13 protein-coding genes are annotated in these 16953 nt (G+C 56.1%); 3 read left to right on the top strand and 10 right to left on the bottom strand.

The features are described 5' to 3' along the window. Positions 1 to 151: 151 nt before the first annotated feature. Positions 152 to 1174, bottom strand: a complete 1023-nt coding sequence (locus D8M23_RS02720; protein WP_126853564.1) for a potassium channel family protein — start codon at positions 1172 to 1174, stop codon at positions 152 to 154. A 217-nt stretch (positions 1175 to 1391) separates the two neighbouring features. Between D8M23_RS02720 and D8M23_RS02715 the strand changes: the two genes are divergently transcribed. Then, on the top strand, positions 1392 to 2138 hold the full coding sequence (locus D8M23_RS02715) for a DNA alkylation repair protein (protein ID WP_126853562.1): 747 nt from the start codon (positions 1392 to 1394) through the stop codon (positions 2136 to 2138). Positions 2139 to 2205: 67 nt separating this feature from the next. Here D8M23_RS02715 and D8M23_RS02710 read toward each other — a convergent pair whose 3' ends face one another. Then, entirely contained in the window at positions 2206 to 2694 is a 489-nt protein-coding gene (locus D8M23_RS02710) for a hypothetical protein (protein ID WP_126853560.1), read from the bottom strand. Positions 2695 to 2873: 179 nt separating this feature from the next. Here D8M23_RS02710 and D8M23_RS02705 point away from each other — a divergent pair, with 179 nt between their 5' ends. After that, a complete protein-coding gene (locus D8M23_RS02705; protein ID WP_126853558.1) occupies positions 2874 to 3824 on the top strand; it encodes a restriction endonuclease in 951 nt (316 codons plus the stop codon). A gap of 47 nt (positions 3825 to 3871) precedes the next feature. Here the strand turns inward: D8M23_RS02705 and D8M23_RS02700 are convergent, their stop codons facing one another. Then, positions 3872 to 4813 (bottom strand): hypothetical protein, encoded by a 942-nt coding sequence (locus tag D8M23_RS02700; RefSeq protein ID WP_126853556.1) that lies wholly within the window; start codon positions 4811 to 4813, stop codon positions 3872 to 3874. Between the two features lie 86 nt (positions 4814 to 4899). Then, entirely contained in the window at positions 4900 to 6933 is a 2034-nt protein-coding gene (gene thrS / locus D8M23_RS02695) for a threonine--tRNA ligase (protein ID WP_126853554.1), read from the bottom strand. Between the two features lie 298 nt (positions 6934 to 7231). Between thrS and D8M23_RS02690 the strand changes: the two genes are divergently transcribed. Then, positions 7232 to 10135 (top strand): FAD-binding and (Fe-S)-binding domain-containing protein, encoded by a 2904-nt coding sequence (locus tag D8M23_RS02690; protein ID WP_126853552.1) that lies wholly within the window; start codon positions 7232 to 7234, stop codon positions 10133 to 10135. Between the two features lie 90 nt (positions 10136 to 10225). Here D8M23_RS02690 and D8M23_RS12055 read toward each other — a convergent pair whose 3' ends face one another. The 6 genes from D8M23_RS12055 to D8M23_RS02660 all read right to left on the bottom strand — a co-directional run bounded on the left by D8M23_RS12055 (position 10226) and on the right by D8M23_RS02660 (position 16952). Beyond that, positions 10226 to 10549 carry a hypothetical protein gene (locus D8M23_RS12055; RefSeq protein WP_126500086.1) on the bottom strand — a complete coding sequence of 108 codons (324 nt, stop codon included), beginning with the start codon at positions 10547 to 10549 and terminating at the stop codon, positions 10226 to 10228. Further along, on the bottom strand, positions 10546 to 10857 hold the full coding sequence (locus D8M23_RS02680; protein ID WP_023132971.1) for an ArsR/SmtB family transcription factor: 312 nt from the start codon (positions 10855 to 10857) through the stop codon (positions 10546 to 10548). Before D8M23_RS02680 ends, D8M23_RS12055 begins: the two co-directional genes overlap by 4 nt. Before the next feature lie 138 nt (positions 10858 to 10995). Further along, on the bottom strand, positions 10996 to 12321 hold the full coding sequence (gene mshC / locus D8M23_RS02675) for a cysteine--1-D-myo-inosityl 2-amino-2-deoxy-alpha-D-glucopyranoside ligase (RefSeq protein ID WP_126853550.1): 1326 nt from the start codon (positions 12319 to 12321) through the stop codon (positions 10996 to 10998). Between the two features lie 99 nt (positions 12322 to 12420). Continuing rightward, the gene (locus D8M23_RS02670) at positions 12421 to 13266 is read right to left on the bottom strand and encodes an undecaprenyl-diphosphate phosphatase (protein ID WP_006887180.1); all 846 of its coding nucleotides are present in this window, start codon (positions 13264 to 13266) and stop codon (positions 12421 to 12423) included. 227 nt (positions 13267 to 13493) lie between these two features. Then, positions 13494 to 15233: a 2-isopropylmalate synthase gene (gene leuA / locus D8M23_RS02665; protein WP_126853549.1), complete on the bottom strand. Its 1740-nt coding sequence runs from the start codon at positions 15231 to 15233 to the stop codon at positions 13494 to 13496. Positions 15234 to 15512: 279 nt separating this feature from the next. Further along, positions 15513 to 16952, bottom strand: a complete 1440-nt coding sequence (locus tag D8M23_RS02660) for an LCP family protein (protein ID WP_037233599.1) — start codon at positions 16950 to 16952, stop codon at positions 15513 to 15515. Position 16953: the final 1 nt, after the last annotated feature.

Here is a 16953-nt window from a genome sequence, read left to right as displayed (position 1 = left end):
TATTAAACCGCACGGCGCACCTGTGAGGGCGCTATCGCCCGGCGCCTTTAGAAATAACTGGTGTTCCCGCAGGCGGCCCCATAACCCGGCAGGGCACTAGAGCGCACTGGTCAGCCTACGATTCTCCTCAGCCGCCGTATAGGTGCGGGGTTTAAGAATCACGCCGCAGGCGCACCGCGATTTTCTGGCGGATCACGGTGAGCGTCTGTTTGGTCTCTTCGATAAGTTCCATGGGCTGTTCAGGCTCGTGGGTGTCGTCCTCTGCGGTATCGGGTGCACCCCGCCGGGAGGCAAGAAATTCCTGGGTGAGTTCTTCGGGTGGGCGGTGTACCGTGCCGTCTCCCATACGGATGGCGAGCATCGCTTTCAGCTCGGCGATTTCGGCGTGAAGCGCCTCAATATCGGCTTTCGTTGCGGCGTGGTCTTCTTCGGTGACTCCGCTAATTTTCTCAATCACCCAGGTGGCTAGCGCACCGGTGATCACACCAAACAGGCCAACCCCGTAAATCATAACGACCACGGCAATAACCCTGCCGGAGACGGTCACCGGGTACACGTCGCCGTAGCCCACGGTTGCCAGGGTTGCCAGAGTCCACCAGTATGCCGTCCAAATGTCTTTAATGAGGGCACCGGGGGCGTCTTGCTCAATGGAGAAAACGGCCAGGGCCGCCATAATCACAAAGATCAGTGTGTACCCGAAGAGTTTAACGGCCAGCTCTGAGAGCAGCTTGTACTGGCGGTTGGCGGTCATGTGAAGCATCGCCAAGAAACTCACAATACGCCAGGCTGGCAGGAGCACAATAGCGAGGTTCATCAGGTTGCGTGTGAGGAAGTATATGCGCCGGGGCGCCAGGTAGAGCCGCACACAATAATCGACCGCGAAAAGCGCCCACAGTACCATCTGAAGAATATTGAGAACACCGTCAATCGGCGCGCTAATGCGCGTGCTCACAATGGGTGCGGCGTAGGCAATAAGGTACAGGAGCGAGGCAATAAAAAGCGGTTTGTCGGTGCGGCGCTCCCATTCGGTGAGCCCTTCTTCGCCGCGGGTAATCTTGGGCCGGCGGGCCTGTTCCGGTTCGGGGTGCCGAGTTTGGGAGGGGTCTAAAGAAGTGTTTTCAGACTCGGGTGCGGTACCGGTGTGTGGTGTTTCTGCGCCGTTTGCCTCTGCCATGCTGCCCAGTCCTTACACGTTCTTCGTTGAAGCAGGTCTGCTGTGAACCGCAGGTTCGTGCGTGAACCTTCTGTAGCCATCATATCGGTTTTTCCGCACATATCTGCGGATGCTGCAGAACTAGCGTGAGGGCACCTACCGTTCGGGAACGTTGGTTTGCTTCGGGGGTATAGCCCAGACCAGTACAGAGAAGAGCCGCATCTGAGAGACTAGAACTATGAGTTATTCAATCTCTCAGGCAGTCCGCGATCTTGCCGAACCAAAACTGGCGGAGTTCACGGCGAAGCTGCTCCCCACGGTTGATCCGGCACGGATTTTAGGTGTTCGCACACCCGCACTGCGCAAACTCTCTCAGAAGCTGCTGCGGGAACATCCGCAAGAGACTGCGGAGTTCCTGGCAGCGGTTCCGCATGATTTTCAGGAAGAAGACCTGCTGCATGTGCTGCTTCTGAATGAGGAACGCAACTTCGCAACCTGGCATACGGAAATTACCAGTTTCCTGCCGTATATGACGAACTGGATTCTTACAGATGCCGTCTCCCCAGCCTGTGTGAAGGGCCGCAAAGCAGCCAACCTGCCGCAGCTGGAACGGGCCTGCCTCGACTGGCTGGTTGATGACCGCGTGTATGTGCAACGTCTAGGCGCGGTGGTGCTCATGTCACTGTTGGGCACCGAGTATTTCTCACCGGAGCATCTGCGGGCGGTAGCAGCATTGGCAGGCAGCGATGAATACTATGTTCGGGTTGCTGTTGCCTGGTATTTTGCGGAGGCGCTGGCTCGCCAAGAACGTGCAGCTCTCCCCTGGTTCGCGCTCGCTGATAGTTCCGACGGCACCGATTCACCTGGTTTACCAGCGGTGGCGCTTCGCATGGCGATCACGAAGGCTATCGAATCGCGGCGTATTTCGGACGAACTGAAGGCAGAGTTAAGGCAGATTCGTTCCACGCTCCCCCGCCGTTCCTAGTCCCTGCTCAGAGCGAGAGTTTCAGTTCTGGGAGTGTAGTCCCCCGCTGCCGCTGTAAAAGGTTGCACTATTTGTTTGAGCTGTATTTTTCGTAGAGCCACAAGTATTCGTCAATGATTTGAAGCCGTACTTCAATATCGCTGTGAGGTGCCGCCGGGTCGAAAGTAGGCTGGTCTGGTTCTGGGGCGTTGGGGTGGTACTCCCAGGGGTCGCCCACGTATGCGGGCACCTGCACGGTGCGGGTTTTGAGCAGCTCGGTGAGCTGCGTGCGGCGGGCGATAATGCCCGGGATCGTGACACGGAAGTGGCGCAGCGCGTCGCTCAGTTCGTCTTGTTCTTCTAGGTAGCCGGAAATGTTGGGGTGCCGCAGCTCATCCGCCAAGTGTTTGGCGTACAGGCACCGCACCAGGTACTGCGCATAGTTATAGTCTGTATCGAGCCGCGCCAGCAGCAGAATAAAGTTGGGGTAGCTGAGGCGGATGTGTTTCTCCCCAATGTCCGCGATATCGTCAAGGTAACTGCTGGGGGTGTTGTCGTAGATGTCGTGGTCGTGCACTGCCGGGTTCCTTGTCCAAAGTTGAGTGTTCCTTGTCTTATAGTTACACGTTTTCCTTTTCAGGCGCGCGTCGCTTCGTCACCTCTAGGCGTGAGGGTGAAAACGGTGCATCTAGACTGTGTTTAAATATGTGTATAGTAGGTACCTGAATACATATGAACGCCTGTATTGGAGCTATTATGACCGATGAACAGACCACAGTTGAGTTACCGAAACAGCATGCGTTTATGTCGCCAATTCTTAGATACTTGTCTGACGGTAAAACACATACGAATAGAGAAATTTATGCAGGTGTTGCAGAGCTGGTTGGTCTTACGCCTGAGCAGATGAACCTTCGGCACCCTACTAGTTCTATCTTTATTTATTCTGACCGGATTTACTGGGCTTTATTCACGCTAAAAACGGTTAAGGCTACAGCTTCTCTCAAAGAGGGCCAACACGTTATTGGTGAGTACGGGCGTCAATTACTCCGTGAGTTTCCAGATGGTTTACCTGATGATATTATTCAGTCGATTGCACGTAAAGCACGTGAGTTAACCCCACGGTATAGGAATTCTATCAACCCTGCTAATAAAGCTGTCTCTCAACCTACTGCCGTTGAAGATAGTACACCAGACGAATTAATTTCTTCTAGCATGGTGCAGCTTGAAACAGCACTTGCCCAAAATGTTTTGGAACGTATTCGTAACCTCTCCCCCAGCGGGTTTGAGCGCTTGGTGGTGGATGTCCTGCTGGCGATGGGCTATGGCGGCAGCGAGGGGCGCGGCATGGTTACCCAGGCTTCCAATGATGGCGGTATTGACGGTGTGATCGACCAGGATGCGCTGGGGCTGTCAAAGATTTATGTGCAGGCTAAACGCTATGGTGAGAAGAATTCGGTGGGCCGCCCCGAGGTTCAGTCATTTGTGGGCGCAATGCACGGGCAGGCATCACAGGGCGTATTTATTACTTCCGGCTCTTTTACATCCGGGGCACGGGAGTATGCTCAAAATCTTGGCGGCGGGCTGTCTCTAGTACTGATTGATGGTGAGCGCCTGGCACGCCTCATGATTAAGTACAGTGTGGGCGTGCAGGTGGCACGCACCTATACAATCATGAAACTCGACGAAGATTTCTTTGAAGATTCCTAAACATCAATCAAATAAGAGGTGGAAATCACCAGACTTATCCTCATAAATCAGTAATATTTAACTTGAGATTTTAATGTATCTCGAAGTATATCTCTAAAAAAATCTAAATCTGTTTTTTTGCCCAGCCCTCCCTTAACTTCTGAAATTAAGATATTACCTAAAGTATTATTTATCATTTTACTAATATTACGATATCCAGCAATCATTTCATCATCTCTAGGATCTATATACTTTTTAGGATCTACTTCAGGAGTATGTTTTTCTGGAAACTTTTGTTTTATATCATATACACGTATATTCTTTTCTAATAACAAGTCAAATTTTTCGTTAATCTCGCAATAAAATGGATCGCGATACATCAACACATCGGCTTCTCCTTTACTCGCCCTACCATATTTTCCACCCATATAGGTAGAATGACTAAAATTAGAGGAGCCAATAAGAATACCGCATATATCTATATTATCCACGAACCTATCAATACCTTCAAAATCTAATTGTTTTTTACCTGAAAATACACAACATAAACAGTTATTTAAATAGCATAAACAGTTATTTAAGCAACATAAACAGTTATTTAAACTGTGCTCGCAACGTTTATCTACGCGAATTGGAGCACAGATAAAAACAATCTTTCTATGATCATCCCCAGTTACCTGGTTGTAATCCTGAGGTGAAAATCTTATAGGGTCGGGAAGATTTTTCTTTCGTATAAAATCATTTAAATATTCTAAACGCTCTGGAGTACTTCTGTAGCCATTCAACATGCCAATTTGATAATTTATTTTTTTATCAAATATATTTTTGTATAATTTTTTAGAACTTGCTGAAGTAGTTGATAAATACCCTGGAGATATTAATAATATAACCTTATTATTGTTCTCTAAAGCGACTGATTCTGTCATAGATTTTAACATGTTTACAATTGCAAACTCTTTTGATTTAGCCCTTTTTTCATCATGACTCTTATTGATAAATACTAACTTCAATTACTTTCTCCAATTCAAATAAAGCGATATATTCAACAAACAAAGCGATATTTGACTGCACAACATATAAATTAAGTTTTATACTGTTATGCCCCCTCCCCACTCGGCTTCGGGTCTTCATTTACCCTGTTCCGAATATGGTCGACAATGCGTGCCACTGCTTCATCAACAGGGACGCCGTTCTCTTGTTTGTTACCGCGGAAGCGGAATGAGACTGCTCCAGCCTCCGCATCCTCGCCGCCAGCAATCAGAATGAACGGCACCTTCTCGGTAGAGGCGGTGCGAATCTTCTTCGTAAACCGGTCCGAACCGTAATCAACCTCAACACGCACGCCCTGCTCACGCAGCTTATCCGCAATCTCGGTCATATAGTCGTTGAAAGCCTCCGCCACAGGCACACAAATCACCTGCACCGGTGAGAGCCACGCCGGGAACGCACCTGCATAGTGCTCAGTCAGCACGCCCAGGAAGCGCTCAATCGAACCGAACTTGGCCGAGTGAATCATCACCGGCTCCTGAATCGAACCGTCCGCAGCCTGGTACTCCAAACCAAACCGGCTGGGCTGGTTGAAGTCATACTGCACGGTAGACATCTGCCAGGTGCGGCCAATCGCGTCCTTCGCCTGCACCGAAATCTTCGGGCCATAGAACGCGGCCCCACCCGGGTCAGGCACCAGCTCAAGACCGGTCTCCTTCGCCACCTGCTCCAGTACGGCGGTAGCCTGCTCCCACTGCTCATCGGTGCCGATAAACTTATCCTTCTTATCGCCCTCAGTGTCGCGGGTCGAAAGCTCCAGGTAGAAGTCCGTCATACCGAAATCTTCCAGCAGGCTCAGCATGAAATTCAGCAGGTGCCGCACCTCATCGGGTGCCTGTTCCTTCGTCACATACGAGTGGGAATCGTCCTGCGTAATCATGCGCACGCGGGTTAAGCCCTGCAGCACGCCCGACTTCTCGTCACGGTACACGGTGCCGAACTCGAAGAAACGCAGCGGCAGCTCACGGTACGAACGCCCACGCGAACGGTAAATCTCGTTATGCATGGGGCAGTTCATGGCCTTCAAACGGTAGTTGCCGTTGTCGAGCTCCATCGCTGGGAACATGCCGTCCGCGTAGTACGGCAGATGCCCGGACGTGTAGAACAGGTCTTCCTTCGAGATATGCGGGGTGCTCACGTACTGGAAGCCCTCAGCAATATGGCGGGCGCGCACATAATCTTCCATCTCGCGCTTAATCACGCCGCCCTTAGGGTGAATCACCGGCAGGCCGGGGCCAATGTTCTTCGGGAACGAGAACAGGTCAAGCTCCTTGCCCAGGCGGCGGTGGTCGCGGCGCTCAGCCTCAGCAATACGGTGCTTATACTCCACCAGCTCGTCCTTCGTGGGCCAGGCGGTACCGTAAATACGCTGAAGCATGGGGTTCTTCTCAGAACCACGCCAATACGCGCCACCGGCACGCATGAGCGCGTACCCGTTAGCAATCAGCTTAGTATTCGGCAGGTGCGGGCCGCGGCACAGGTCATTCCACAGCACCTCACCGGTTTTCGGGTGCACATTATCGTAAATCGTGATCTCGCCAGCACCAACCTCAACCGAGGCACCCTCGGCGGCATCCGCGCCCGAACCGGGGCCTTGGCTAAGCGAAAGCAGTTCGAGCTTATACGGCTCGTTCTTCATCTCTTCAACCGCTTCATCGTGGGTGACCACGCGGCGGCGGAACAGCTGGCCCGACTTGACGATCTTAATCATCGACTTCTCAATCTTCTTCAGATCCTCGGGGGTGAAGGGCTCAGCCACATCAAAATCAAAATAGAAGCCATCCGTAATATAGGGGCCAATGCCCAGCTTCGCGTCTTTGCGGTACTCCTGCACCGCCTGCGCCATCACGTGCGCCGCAGAATGGCGCAGCACATTCAAGCCATCGGGTTCGTCAATGAAAACGGGCTCAACGGTATCGCCCTCAGAGAGCTTGTGTGAAAGGTCAACCAGCGTGCCATTCACGCGGGCAACCACAATCTTTGCGTTATCTGCAAAGAGTTCAGCGGCGGTGGCGGCAGTAACTTCGCGCTCCTCACCGGATACGCTGATCATGATGGGTGCTGACATTTCAGCGGCAGACATGTGTCTCCTTTAGGTTAGGCACGGGGCCTACTCCCCCAGCGTACGGGGCCAGGGTAGGCGCAGCCGCGCAGGCTAATCCGCACTGTACAGGTGCACGGACATCACCATTCTACGGCGTTCACAGCAGATTTTCAGGTAGCGGTGCGGTGAGCGTGTCTCAGCAGCCCCGCCATCTCACTAGTTAAGCATGTTTTCCGGGGCATAAGCCTAGCCAAAGCTAAGCAGACATAACGTGTGCAAAAGCACATACTGGAAGGATAGGAAGTACTGTGCCTTCATCGCTAAGGAGATAAGACCCATGACAGTTGTATCGAACACGTCCGAAGCTCTAGACTCCCCCTACACTAATGCCCTTGAGCATATGCTCGCTGAAACCCGCGCGCACGCCCTCGATTCCAGTGTTAAAGAAATTGACAGGCTCGCTATTGCGCACGATGCCTCGCACTACCTGCTGGTGCCCGCCGGAATCGTACGCCCCGATTCTGCGGAGGCGGTCGCCGATATTTTCCGTGCCGCCAGCGCCTTCAACCTGCCGCTCACCTTCAGGTCGGGCGGCACCTCTCTATCAGGGCAGGCAAGCGGCGACGGGCTGATGGTCGATACCCGCCGTAACTTCAAGAAAATTGAGGTGCTTGACGGCGGCAAAAGGGTGCGCGTTCAGCCCGGCGCCACGGTGATGGCGGTCAATAATATGCTGGCACCCTACGGGTATAAACTTGGGCCTGACCCGGCCTCATGGTCGGCATGCACTATCGGCGGGGTGGTCGCCAATAACTCCTCGGGTATGTCTTCCGGTACCGAGTTCAACACCTATAACACACTGGAATCTATGGTGTTCGTGCTCCCCAGCGGAACCGTTATTGATACTTCTGCACCCGATGCTGATGCCCGCCTGCGCGCCCTCGAACCCGAGATTCACGAAGGGCTGCTGCGCCTGCGCAAGCGCGTGGTCGAAAACCCGGAATCGGTTGCGCGCATCCGTCAGCAGTACTCTATGAAGAACACCATGGGCTACGGCGTGAACTCCCTGCTGGATTACAGCACCCCGGTTGATATTCTGCAGCACCTTCTGATTGGTTCCGAAGGAACGCTCGGGTTCGTGGCGTCCGCAACCTACCGCACTCTGCCCATTCATAAATTCGTCTCAACCGGTCTGCTCGTGTTCGACAACCTGCTGGACGCCACCCGTTCCGTGCCGGAGCTTGTGGCCAACCACCTGGCCACGGTTGAGCTTTTGGACGCCACCAGTATTCGTGTGGCGCAGCGTACCGGGCAGGCGGCGGAGGCGCTTGCCGCCATTGATGTGCGAGAGCATGCTGCTCTTCTCGTGGAATTTCAGGGTAATTCAGAGCAGGAGCTCACCGACCTCGCCCTATCTGCCGCGCCCATGTTTGATGCCCTCCCGGTGGTGTCGCCAGTCACCATGACCAGCAAACTTTCCGAACGTAACGCGCTCTGGGCTGCGCGGCGCGGACTGTACACCACGGTCGCAGGCAACCGCCCCACCGGCACGAACGCATTGCTTGAGGATGTGGTGGTCCCGGTGGACGTGCTCGGCACCACCTGCCGCGATCTGACCGCCCTCTTTGATGCCCACGGCTACCAGGACTCGGTGATTTTCGGGCACGCCAAAGACGGCAATATTCACTTCATGCTCAACGAGCAGTTCCGCGACGCCAAACAGCTTGTGCGGTACCGCGAATTCACCGAAGAAATGGTGCAGCTCATTCTGGAGGCTGACGGCTCGCTCAAGGCAGAGCACGGAACCGGGCGTATTATGGCCCCGTTCGTGCGCCGCCAATTCGGTGACGAGCTCTTTGAGGTCATGCGCGAAATTAAGCGCCTGATCGACCCGAAGGGCTTTTTGAACCCAGGTGTGGTTCTCGCCGAGGAAGACACCGATTACGCCACCGACCTGAAAGTCGCCGAAACCGTTGAAGAGGAAGTCGACCGGTGTGTGGAATGCGGGTACTGCGAGCCGGTGTGCCCCTCTAAGGATTTGACACTGACCCCGCGCCAGCGCATTGTGCTGCGCCGCGAAATCGCTGCGGCAGAGGCTAATGGTGATACTAAGCTTGCCGAGCGTCTGCGCCAAGAATACGAATACTACGGTGTGGATACCTGCGCGGTAGACGGCATGTGCGTTACGCGCTGCCCGGTGCTGATTAACACGGGTGATTTGGTGCGCCGTCTGCGTGCCGAGAACCAGGATGCGCTCGGTGCCGCCGGGTGGAAGTTCGCCTCGAAACACTGGGGCACAATCGATAAAGTGGCGGGTAAAGCGCTCACGGCCGCAAAAATGCTGCCGTTCCCGGTGGTGCGCGGAGCCACCGATATTGGTCGTAAACTTTTCGGCGAAGACTTGGTGCCCGCCTATAAGAAGGGGCTGTCTGCCGGTGGCGCGCCGCGTGTGCCGCATACGGAAGCGAACCCCGATATTGTGTTCTTCCCTGCCTGCGTGAACGCCATGTTCGGCGGTGTTGATGGTGAAGGTAAGCACGACCCGGTGAATGCGACCCAGGCGTTTATTCGCCTCTGCGAACGTGCGGGTGTGAAATACCGGGTTCCCGAAGGCATCGACCAAATGTGCTGTGGCACGCCGTGGAAGTCCAAGGGGTACACAGACGGCTACTCGATTATGAGCGACCGCGTGCTCAAAGCGCTGTGGGAGGCGACCGACGGTGGGCGCATCCCGATTGTGTGCGATGCTTCATCATGCACCGAAGGCCTTGAGGTGATGCGCGCGAAAGTTGCCGCCGCCCTAGAGCATAAAATCACGCACGGCTTGGGCGCGGGCGAAGCAGATTACGCTCAGCTGAAGCTGATTGATTCGGTGCAGTTCGCCGCCGATACGCTGCTGCCTAAGCTCACGGTGTCTGCTCCCCTGCCGTCTCTGGCGCTGCACCCCACTTGCTCAATGACTCATCTGGGTGTGCAGCCAGCGTTCGAGAAGATTGCAAACGCCATGAGCGAGCAGGTGTACGTTCCCAAGAATTGGGGATGCTGCGGTTACGCTGGTGACCGCGGCATGCTGCACCCCGAGCTCACGCAGAGCGCTACCCGTGCCGAGACCGCTGAGCTGAACGAGCACGAGTTCGCCGCATATATATCCTCAAACCGGACCTGTGAGCAGGGTATGACCGAAGCAACCGGTCACACCTTCCAGAACGTGCTGCAGCTTCTAGAGCGGGCCACACGGTAAACCCCTGTTACGCACGTGATGCGCGTACACAAAAAGACGGTGCCCTCACATCGGTAGGATGCGGGGGCACCGTCTATAAGTGTATGAAACTTACGCTGCGTGCTGGCAGGTTGAGCAGGTGCAGTCCTCGCATGCGCAGTTAGCGCAGGAGTCGCTGCAGTGAGCGCACTCGCACACGGCGTGGTTGCAGGTGGGGCAAGCGCAATCGGCGCAGGTGCAGTTAGCGCACAGGTCGTTGCAGTTGCCGCAGGAACAGGTGTTGCACTCGTCGTAGTGGCCATCGTGCTCACGGTGTGCGTGGCCATCGTGCAGGTAGTCCACGTGATCCAGGTGAATCACTGCCTGGTGCCCGCAGTTGGGGCCGTGGGTGTGAGCATGTGCCTCGGAGTGACGGTGCGGTGCTACGGTGGTCATGATTGCTCCTTAGTGTGGGCATGCACATCAGTAACGATGTGACTAATATGATGATCCTTCAAGCTGTATATGGTGGCCCTGCCCTGCTGCTGCCCCTCAACAACATGCGCTTCACGCAGAATACGCAGGTGGTGCGAGGCAAGCGGCTGGGAGATACCCAAGCATGAATGCAGTTCGCTAACGCTGTGTGGGCGCTCCACAAGATGATGGGCAATAGCTAGGCGTAACGGGTGGGCCAATGCTGAAAAAATAGCCACCGATGCGCCAAACTCATGTTCCCAATCTTTATGGGCTGAACCATTTTCCATAAAGACAACTTTATATAAAAACAGGTTTATATGTCAACCGTTGTCTGTTCCGCACAAAAATATTAACAACCCACCAGCGAAAAATACCCCGCAGGTCAGCCCGCGGGGTATTTTTCGATATAAAGTTCTGCATGGAACCTACAGGGTCACGCCCAAACGAGCCGCCAAAATATCGCGGATTAGCTCAGCCCCGCCCACCGGTGCCGCCGCACCGGTGCTCGTCGTCTGGGCACGTGTGAGGGCATCAATAGCCCACGCATCCAGCGCTTTGAGCGCCTCGGGTGCGTTCAGATCATCCGCCAGATACTCGCGCACCTTATCTAGAGTCTTTACGGCGCCCTCAGTATCGTCCCCGGTGGCTGCCGCAATGGCATGGCGGTACGTCTCAAGGCGCGCATCAGCCTTATGCAGCAAATCATCGGTCCAGAACCAGTCAGACCGGTAATGGTTATCAAGAATCGCCAAGCGGATCGCGTTCGGGTCAACACCGGCTGCACGCAGCTTAGAAACCAGCACCAAATTCCCGCGCGACTTACTCATCTTATGCCCGTCAAGACCCACCATGCCCGTATGCGCATAGTGGCGGGCGTGCGGCCGGTGATCCACCGCCCACGAATGCCCCGCCCCCAAATCATGGTGCGGGAACGTCAAATCTGAGCCGCCCGCCTGCACCGTCAGCGGCCCATTCACAAAACGGCGGGCAATCATAGTGCACTCAATATGCCAGCCGGGCCGGCCTGCGCCCAGCGCACCGGCCTCCCACGACGGTTCACCCTCGCGGGCGGCACGCCACAGCAGCGGGTCCAGGGCGTCACGTTTGCCCGGGCGGTCGGGGTCACCGCCTCGCTCCGCGAAAATGCTCAGCATCTCCTCACGGCTCATATGGCTCACCTGCCCCGGCGCCCACGAGTACCCTTCCTCATCCGCCGGTAGTGCCTGGGTCGCTTTCACATCCAGGTAAATATCCCCGTCAGGATGCTGCACACCCTTCTCGTCCGTAAACCCCGGCACACGGTACGCCAAGCCACGCTCCAGCAGGCCCTCGACCACGGGGAACAGCCAAGCAATCGACTCGACCACCCCCACATAATGATCCGGCGGCAGCACATTCAAAGCCGCCATATCGGTGCGGAACAGCTCCGTCTGGTCTTCCGCAAGCTCTTGCCAGTCCACGTTCGTGGCGGTTGCGCGCTCCAACAGCGGGTCGTCCACATCCGTAACGTTCTGCACGTAGGTCACCTCAACCCCGGCGTCCCGCCAGGCACGGTTAAGCAGGTCAAAAGCCACATAGGTGGATGCGTGCCCCATATGCGTGGCATCGTACGGGGTGATACCACACACGTACAGTCCCGCTTTCTTTGGTTCTTCAAGCTGAACCACAGTGTTTGCGGCGGTATCAAAGATACGCGGTAGCGGCGCCGAACCGGGCAGAGAAACAGGGGCGGGCGCATCCCAAGCACGCATGAGCATCCTTTCAAAGGCATAAAAATATCACCTACAAGAATACCCGCTTGCGGCAAACCGCAAACGGGTATTTCTGTGCGCCAAGCGGCAAGCGAAATTCTAGGAAGAAATAACCCCGAACCCCAGGCCCAAGAAAATAAGCGCCGCAAGCAGAATACGGTACCACACGAACAAGCCGTACGAGTTCGACGAAACATACTTCAGGAACCAAGCAATCATTAGGTACCCCACGCCGAAAGCAATCACAGTTGCCAGCAGGGTGGAAGGAATACCGTAGTAGCCGCCCGCCTCGTGCCCGGTAAACACTTTAAACGCCTTATACAGGCCCGAAGTGAACACCGCAGGCAACGCCAGCAGGAACGAGTAACGTGCCGCCGCCTCACGGGTGTAGCCCATGAACAAGCCCGCCATGATCGTACCGCCAGAGCGGGAAACACCCGGGATCAGGGCGAGCGCCTGCGCGCACCCATACACCAGGCCGTGGCCCAAGGTAAGATCCTTAATCTTGCGCTGCTCCTTGCCGAACCGGTCAGCTAGCCCCAGGAACACTGCGAACACGATCAGCATGGTGCCAACAATCCACAGGGACCGGAAGGTGGAGTCAATGTAGTCTTCTAGAACCAGACCGAGAATGCCAATGGGGATGGAACCGATAATAATGAGCCAGCCCATCCGCGCATCCGGGTTGCTGCGCTTAACCCGGCCGGTGAGTGAGCCGAACCAGGCCGAAATAATGCGCACAATATCACGCCAGAAGTAGAGGAGCACAGCGGTTTCGGTGCCCAGCTGGGTGATCGCGGTGAACGCAGCGCCCGGGTCAGCTTTCTCGGGCAGCAGCTGCCCCACAATACGCAGGTGCGCCGAGGACGAAATTGGCAGAAACTCGGTGAGGCCTTGCACTAGGCCCAGAATAATAGCTTGAATCCATTCCACGCCTTCCAGCATACCCCACAGTGCCTATGAACTTTGAGAGCAGAAAATAGGGGTGTAAAGATTCTAGGGTCTTTAGTGGTTGGGAAAACCGCTGAGGGCCGCCCGCCCACGTGCTTTCCTGGTGAGGGGTATCCCACACGCTAAACGGTGGCCCCGGATGATCAGCAGAGGGGTGCTTCTCAACCGTAGGCCACCGCTTAGTTGCAGGTGGTTTCTGCCTTTCCAGGCTACGCGCTCAGCTATACGTCACGCAGGGCGCGGTTTACCGCCGAGATCATGGCTTTCAATGCGGCGCGGGTGGTGGAGCTGTCGATGCCAATACCCCACAGCACACGCGTATCGACGGCTGCCTCAATGTAGCAGGCGGCGTTCGCTGCTGAGCTGGAGGAGAGGGTGTGCTCCGAGTAGTCCATGACCCGAATGTCTACGCCCTCAGCGCTGAGCACGTTCTGCAGCGCATCCACGGGGCCGGTACCGGTGCCGGTACGGTTGTAGGTGCGGCCTTCAACGTTCAGGCTCACGCGCAGAGTGGTTGCCCCCGTATCCGCCGAGTCAATGTTAATCGACTCGATACGGTACTTACCCCAACGTTCCTGATCCTCAGGGGCGGGCAGGTACTCGTCCGTGAAAATGTTCCACAGCTTCTGCGGGGTCATCTCCCCGCCCTCAGTGTCGGTGCGTTCCTGCACGATCTGGGAGAACTCAACCTGGGCGCGGCGCGGCAAATCCAGCCCGTACTCGCTCTTCAGCAGGTACGCCACCCCGCCCTTGCCGGACTGCGAGTTCACCCGGATCACGGCCTCATAGCTGCGGCCCACATCGCGCGGGTCAATCGGCAGGTAGGGAACCTCCCACGTCACCTCGTCAATCGTTTTGCCCTGCTGCGCGGATGATGCCTCAAGAGCCTCAAACCCCTTTTTAATAGCGTCCTGATGCGACCCCGAGAAGGCCGTGAACACCAGGTCACCGCCGTAGGGGGAACGCTCGTGCACGGGCAGCTGGTTGCAGAACTCAACGGTTTTACGGACAGAATCAATATCGGAGAAATCGATCTGCGGGTCAATGCCCTGCGTGTACAGGTTCAGCCCCAGCGTCACCAGGTCTACGTTGCCGGTACGCTCACCGTTACCAAACAGGCACCCCTCAATGCGGTCGGCCCCCGCCAGGTACCCCAGTTCGGCTGCCGCCACGCCCGTGCCGCGGTCATTATGCGGGTGCAGGGACAGCACAATGTGTTCACGGTTCTTCAGGTTGCGGTGCATCCACTCGACAGCGTCCGCGTAAACGTTCGGGGTGGCCATCTCAACAGTGGCGGGCAGGTTCACGATCAGCTCTTTACCGTCTACGCCCACACCTAATTCGTCAGCGACAGCGTTGCATACACGCGCCGCGAATTCCAGTTCAGTGCCGGTGAATGACTCTGGCGAGTACTCGTAGAGCACATTCGTGTTAGAGATCATCTGCTCTTCAAACTTCTTGCACAGGCGCGCGCCCTGTAACGCAATATCCAGAACGCCGTCCTCATCACGCTGGAACACCACGCGGCGCTGCAACACGGAAGTTGAGTTGTAGAAGTGCACAATGGCGTTTGGGGCGCCCTCAATGGCCTCAAACGTGCGGGCAATCAGGTGTTCACGGCATTGCACCAGCACCTGGATCGTCACATCATTGGGGATGTGCCCGTCTTCGATGAGGGTGCGTACGAAGTCAAAATCGGTTTGTGAGGCTGAGGGGAAGCCCACCTCAATTTCTTTGTACCCCATGCGCACCAGCAAATCGAACATGGCGAGCTTACGCTCAGTGTTCATGGGGTCAACCAGGGCTTGGTTGCCATCACGTAAATCAACAGCGCACCAGCGTGGGGCCTGTGTAGCGACCTTGTTCGGCCACGTACGATCGGGCAAATCAACGGCGATCTGCTCGTGGAACGGACGGTACTTGTGCACCGGCATGGGTGAGGGAGTCTGACGGTTCTGCATATTCATTCCTGTGAGGTCTTGTGCCTAAGGCACGTGGTGGGCGCCGCAATATATCGCTGGAACGGGTGCGGCTCTTAGGATAAGCGAACCCCGCCCCAGCAACTAAGGGTTAGAATCCTCACGCCGGTATCGTTCATACCTTTTACGCTACCACGCCGAAGAGCCGCCCACCCGCCACATACACCCCGCTTTCACTATGCGATACAAAAAAGCTGGGTGACGCGCTCAATATGCGCCACCCAGCTTTTCTACACGCTCGGGGTTATTGGCCCCCGCCCGCTAGTTGAAGGCGAAGGCGTGCTGGCAGGTTTCCTGATCAGCAGTCTGCCCGTTTGCGTTGCCCGCGATCTGCGCCTCCTGCTTCTCCATGGTCTCACCCTTGGGGAAGTCGGTGCCAACGGTCACAGTCACACCGGTTGCCTCCGCGCTTTCAGAGACTCGGCCAATGTTGAGCTTAGCGGCAATCTCACGTGCCTCAGCCTCATGCCCGGCCGCGTAGGTGACGGCGGAGAACTGTGCCGCCTCAGCGGCGGAGGTGGGGGCCACGTTCGTGTACCCCAGCCCGCTCACTACCTGGCTAATAGCCGCGCCGCGTCCCTCCAGGTTGGTTGCGTTCACCACGGTAACATTCGTGGAATGGTCAGCCGGTGCGCTCTGCGCCTTGGGCTGCTCCTGCGCTGCGGGGGCGGCCTTCTCCACCTTTAGCGACTGGTCATCCTGCAGGCGTTTGAAGACGGAGTCTGCTTCGGAGGTGACCTGCAGACGGTTATTGTCTTGGCTCCACGGCTCGGTGGGCACGGTAGCGAACACCACCTGCGAGAGATCCACGCCGCCTAGGGTGCCGCCGATACCGACCAGCTCGTTAATATTGCCCAGGCCCTTATCCACGGTCACGTTCTGGGTGATAGCCTCGGCAATGTTCACCATCCGCGAGGGGTTAGACAGGGTGCCTTCGGCTTTCACCTTACGCAGCAGGGCCGCCATGAACCCCTGCTGGGCTTGAATACGACCAATATCGGAGCCGTCACCAAAGCCGTGGCGTGAACGCAGGAATGCGAGCGCCTGCTCGTCCTCAACAGTTGACCGGCCGGCGGGAAGTTTCAGGTTGGTGTACTCGTCATCAATCGGCTTATCCACGCACACCTCAACGCCGCCTACAACCTTCGACAGCTCTTTCACGGCGTTGAAGTCGACCAGCATGAAGTGGTCAATTTGCACACCGGTGAGTTTACTGATGGTCGCCACAGTGCAGCCTGGGCCGCCCCGCCCCAAAGACTCGTTAATCTGTACGCCGTCCTCAGCGGGGTACACTTTGCCGTCAGGGTCGGTGCATTTGGGAATGGACACCATCAAGTCACGCGGGAATGAGAGCACGTTTACGTTCTTACGGTCTTTGCTGATGTGCAGGAGCATCATCACGTCAGCGCGGGCGGCTTTGCCGTCGTCTTCACCGTATGAACCGTCGGTACCGGCACGCGTGTCTGAGCCAATCACCAGGATGTCGAGTGCGCCGTTCTCCAGCGCCCCCTGGTAGTCACCAATGTTTAGCTCATTGGTGTGCAGGTTAGCGCGTAGGCGTAACGCGATGGCGCCGCCGAAGCCTAACACGACAAGTAGCATACAGGCGCTGAACAGGGCGATCCACTTATTGCGTGCAGACTTCATGATGCTGCTGCGCATATGGCGGCCGCTGCTGATCATAGGAGGTTTTTCTGTCATA

It is taken from the genome of Rothia sp. HSID18067 (assembly GCF_003989445.1).
Taxonomy (GTDB): Bacteria; Actinomycetota; Actinomycetes; order Actinomycetales; family Micrococcaceae; genus Rothia; species Rothia aeria.
Note: the sequence above shows the minus strand (reverse complement) of the source record. Positions and strands in the feature narration are given on the sequence as shown.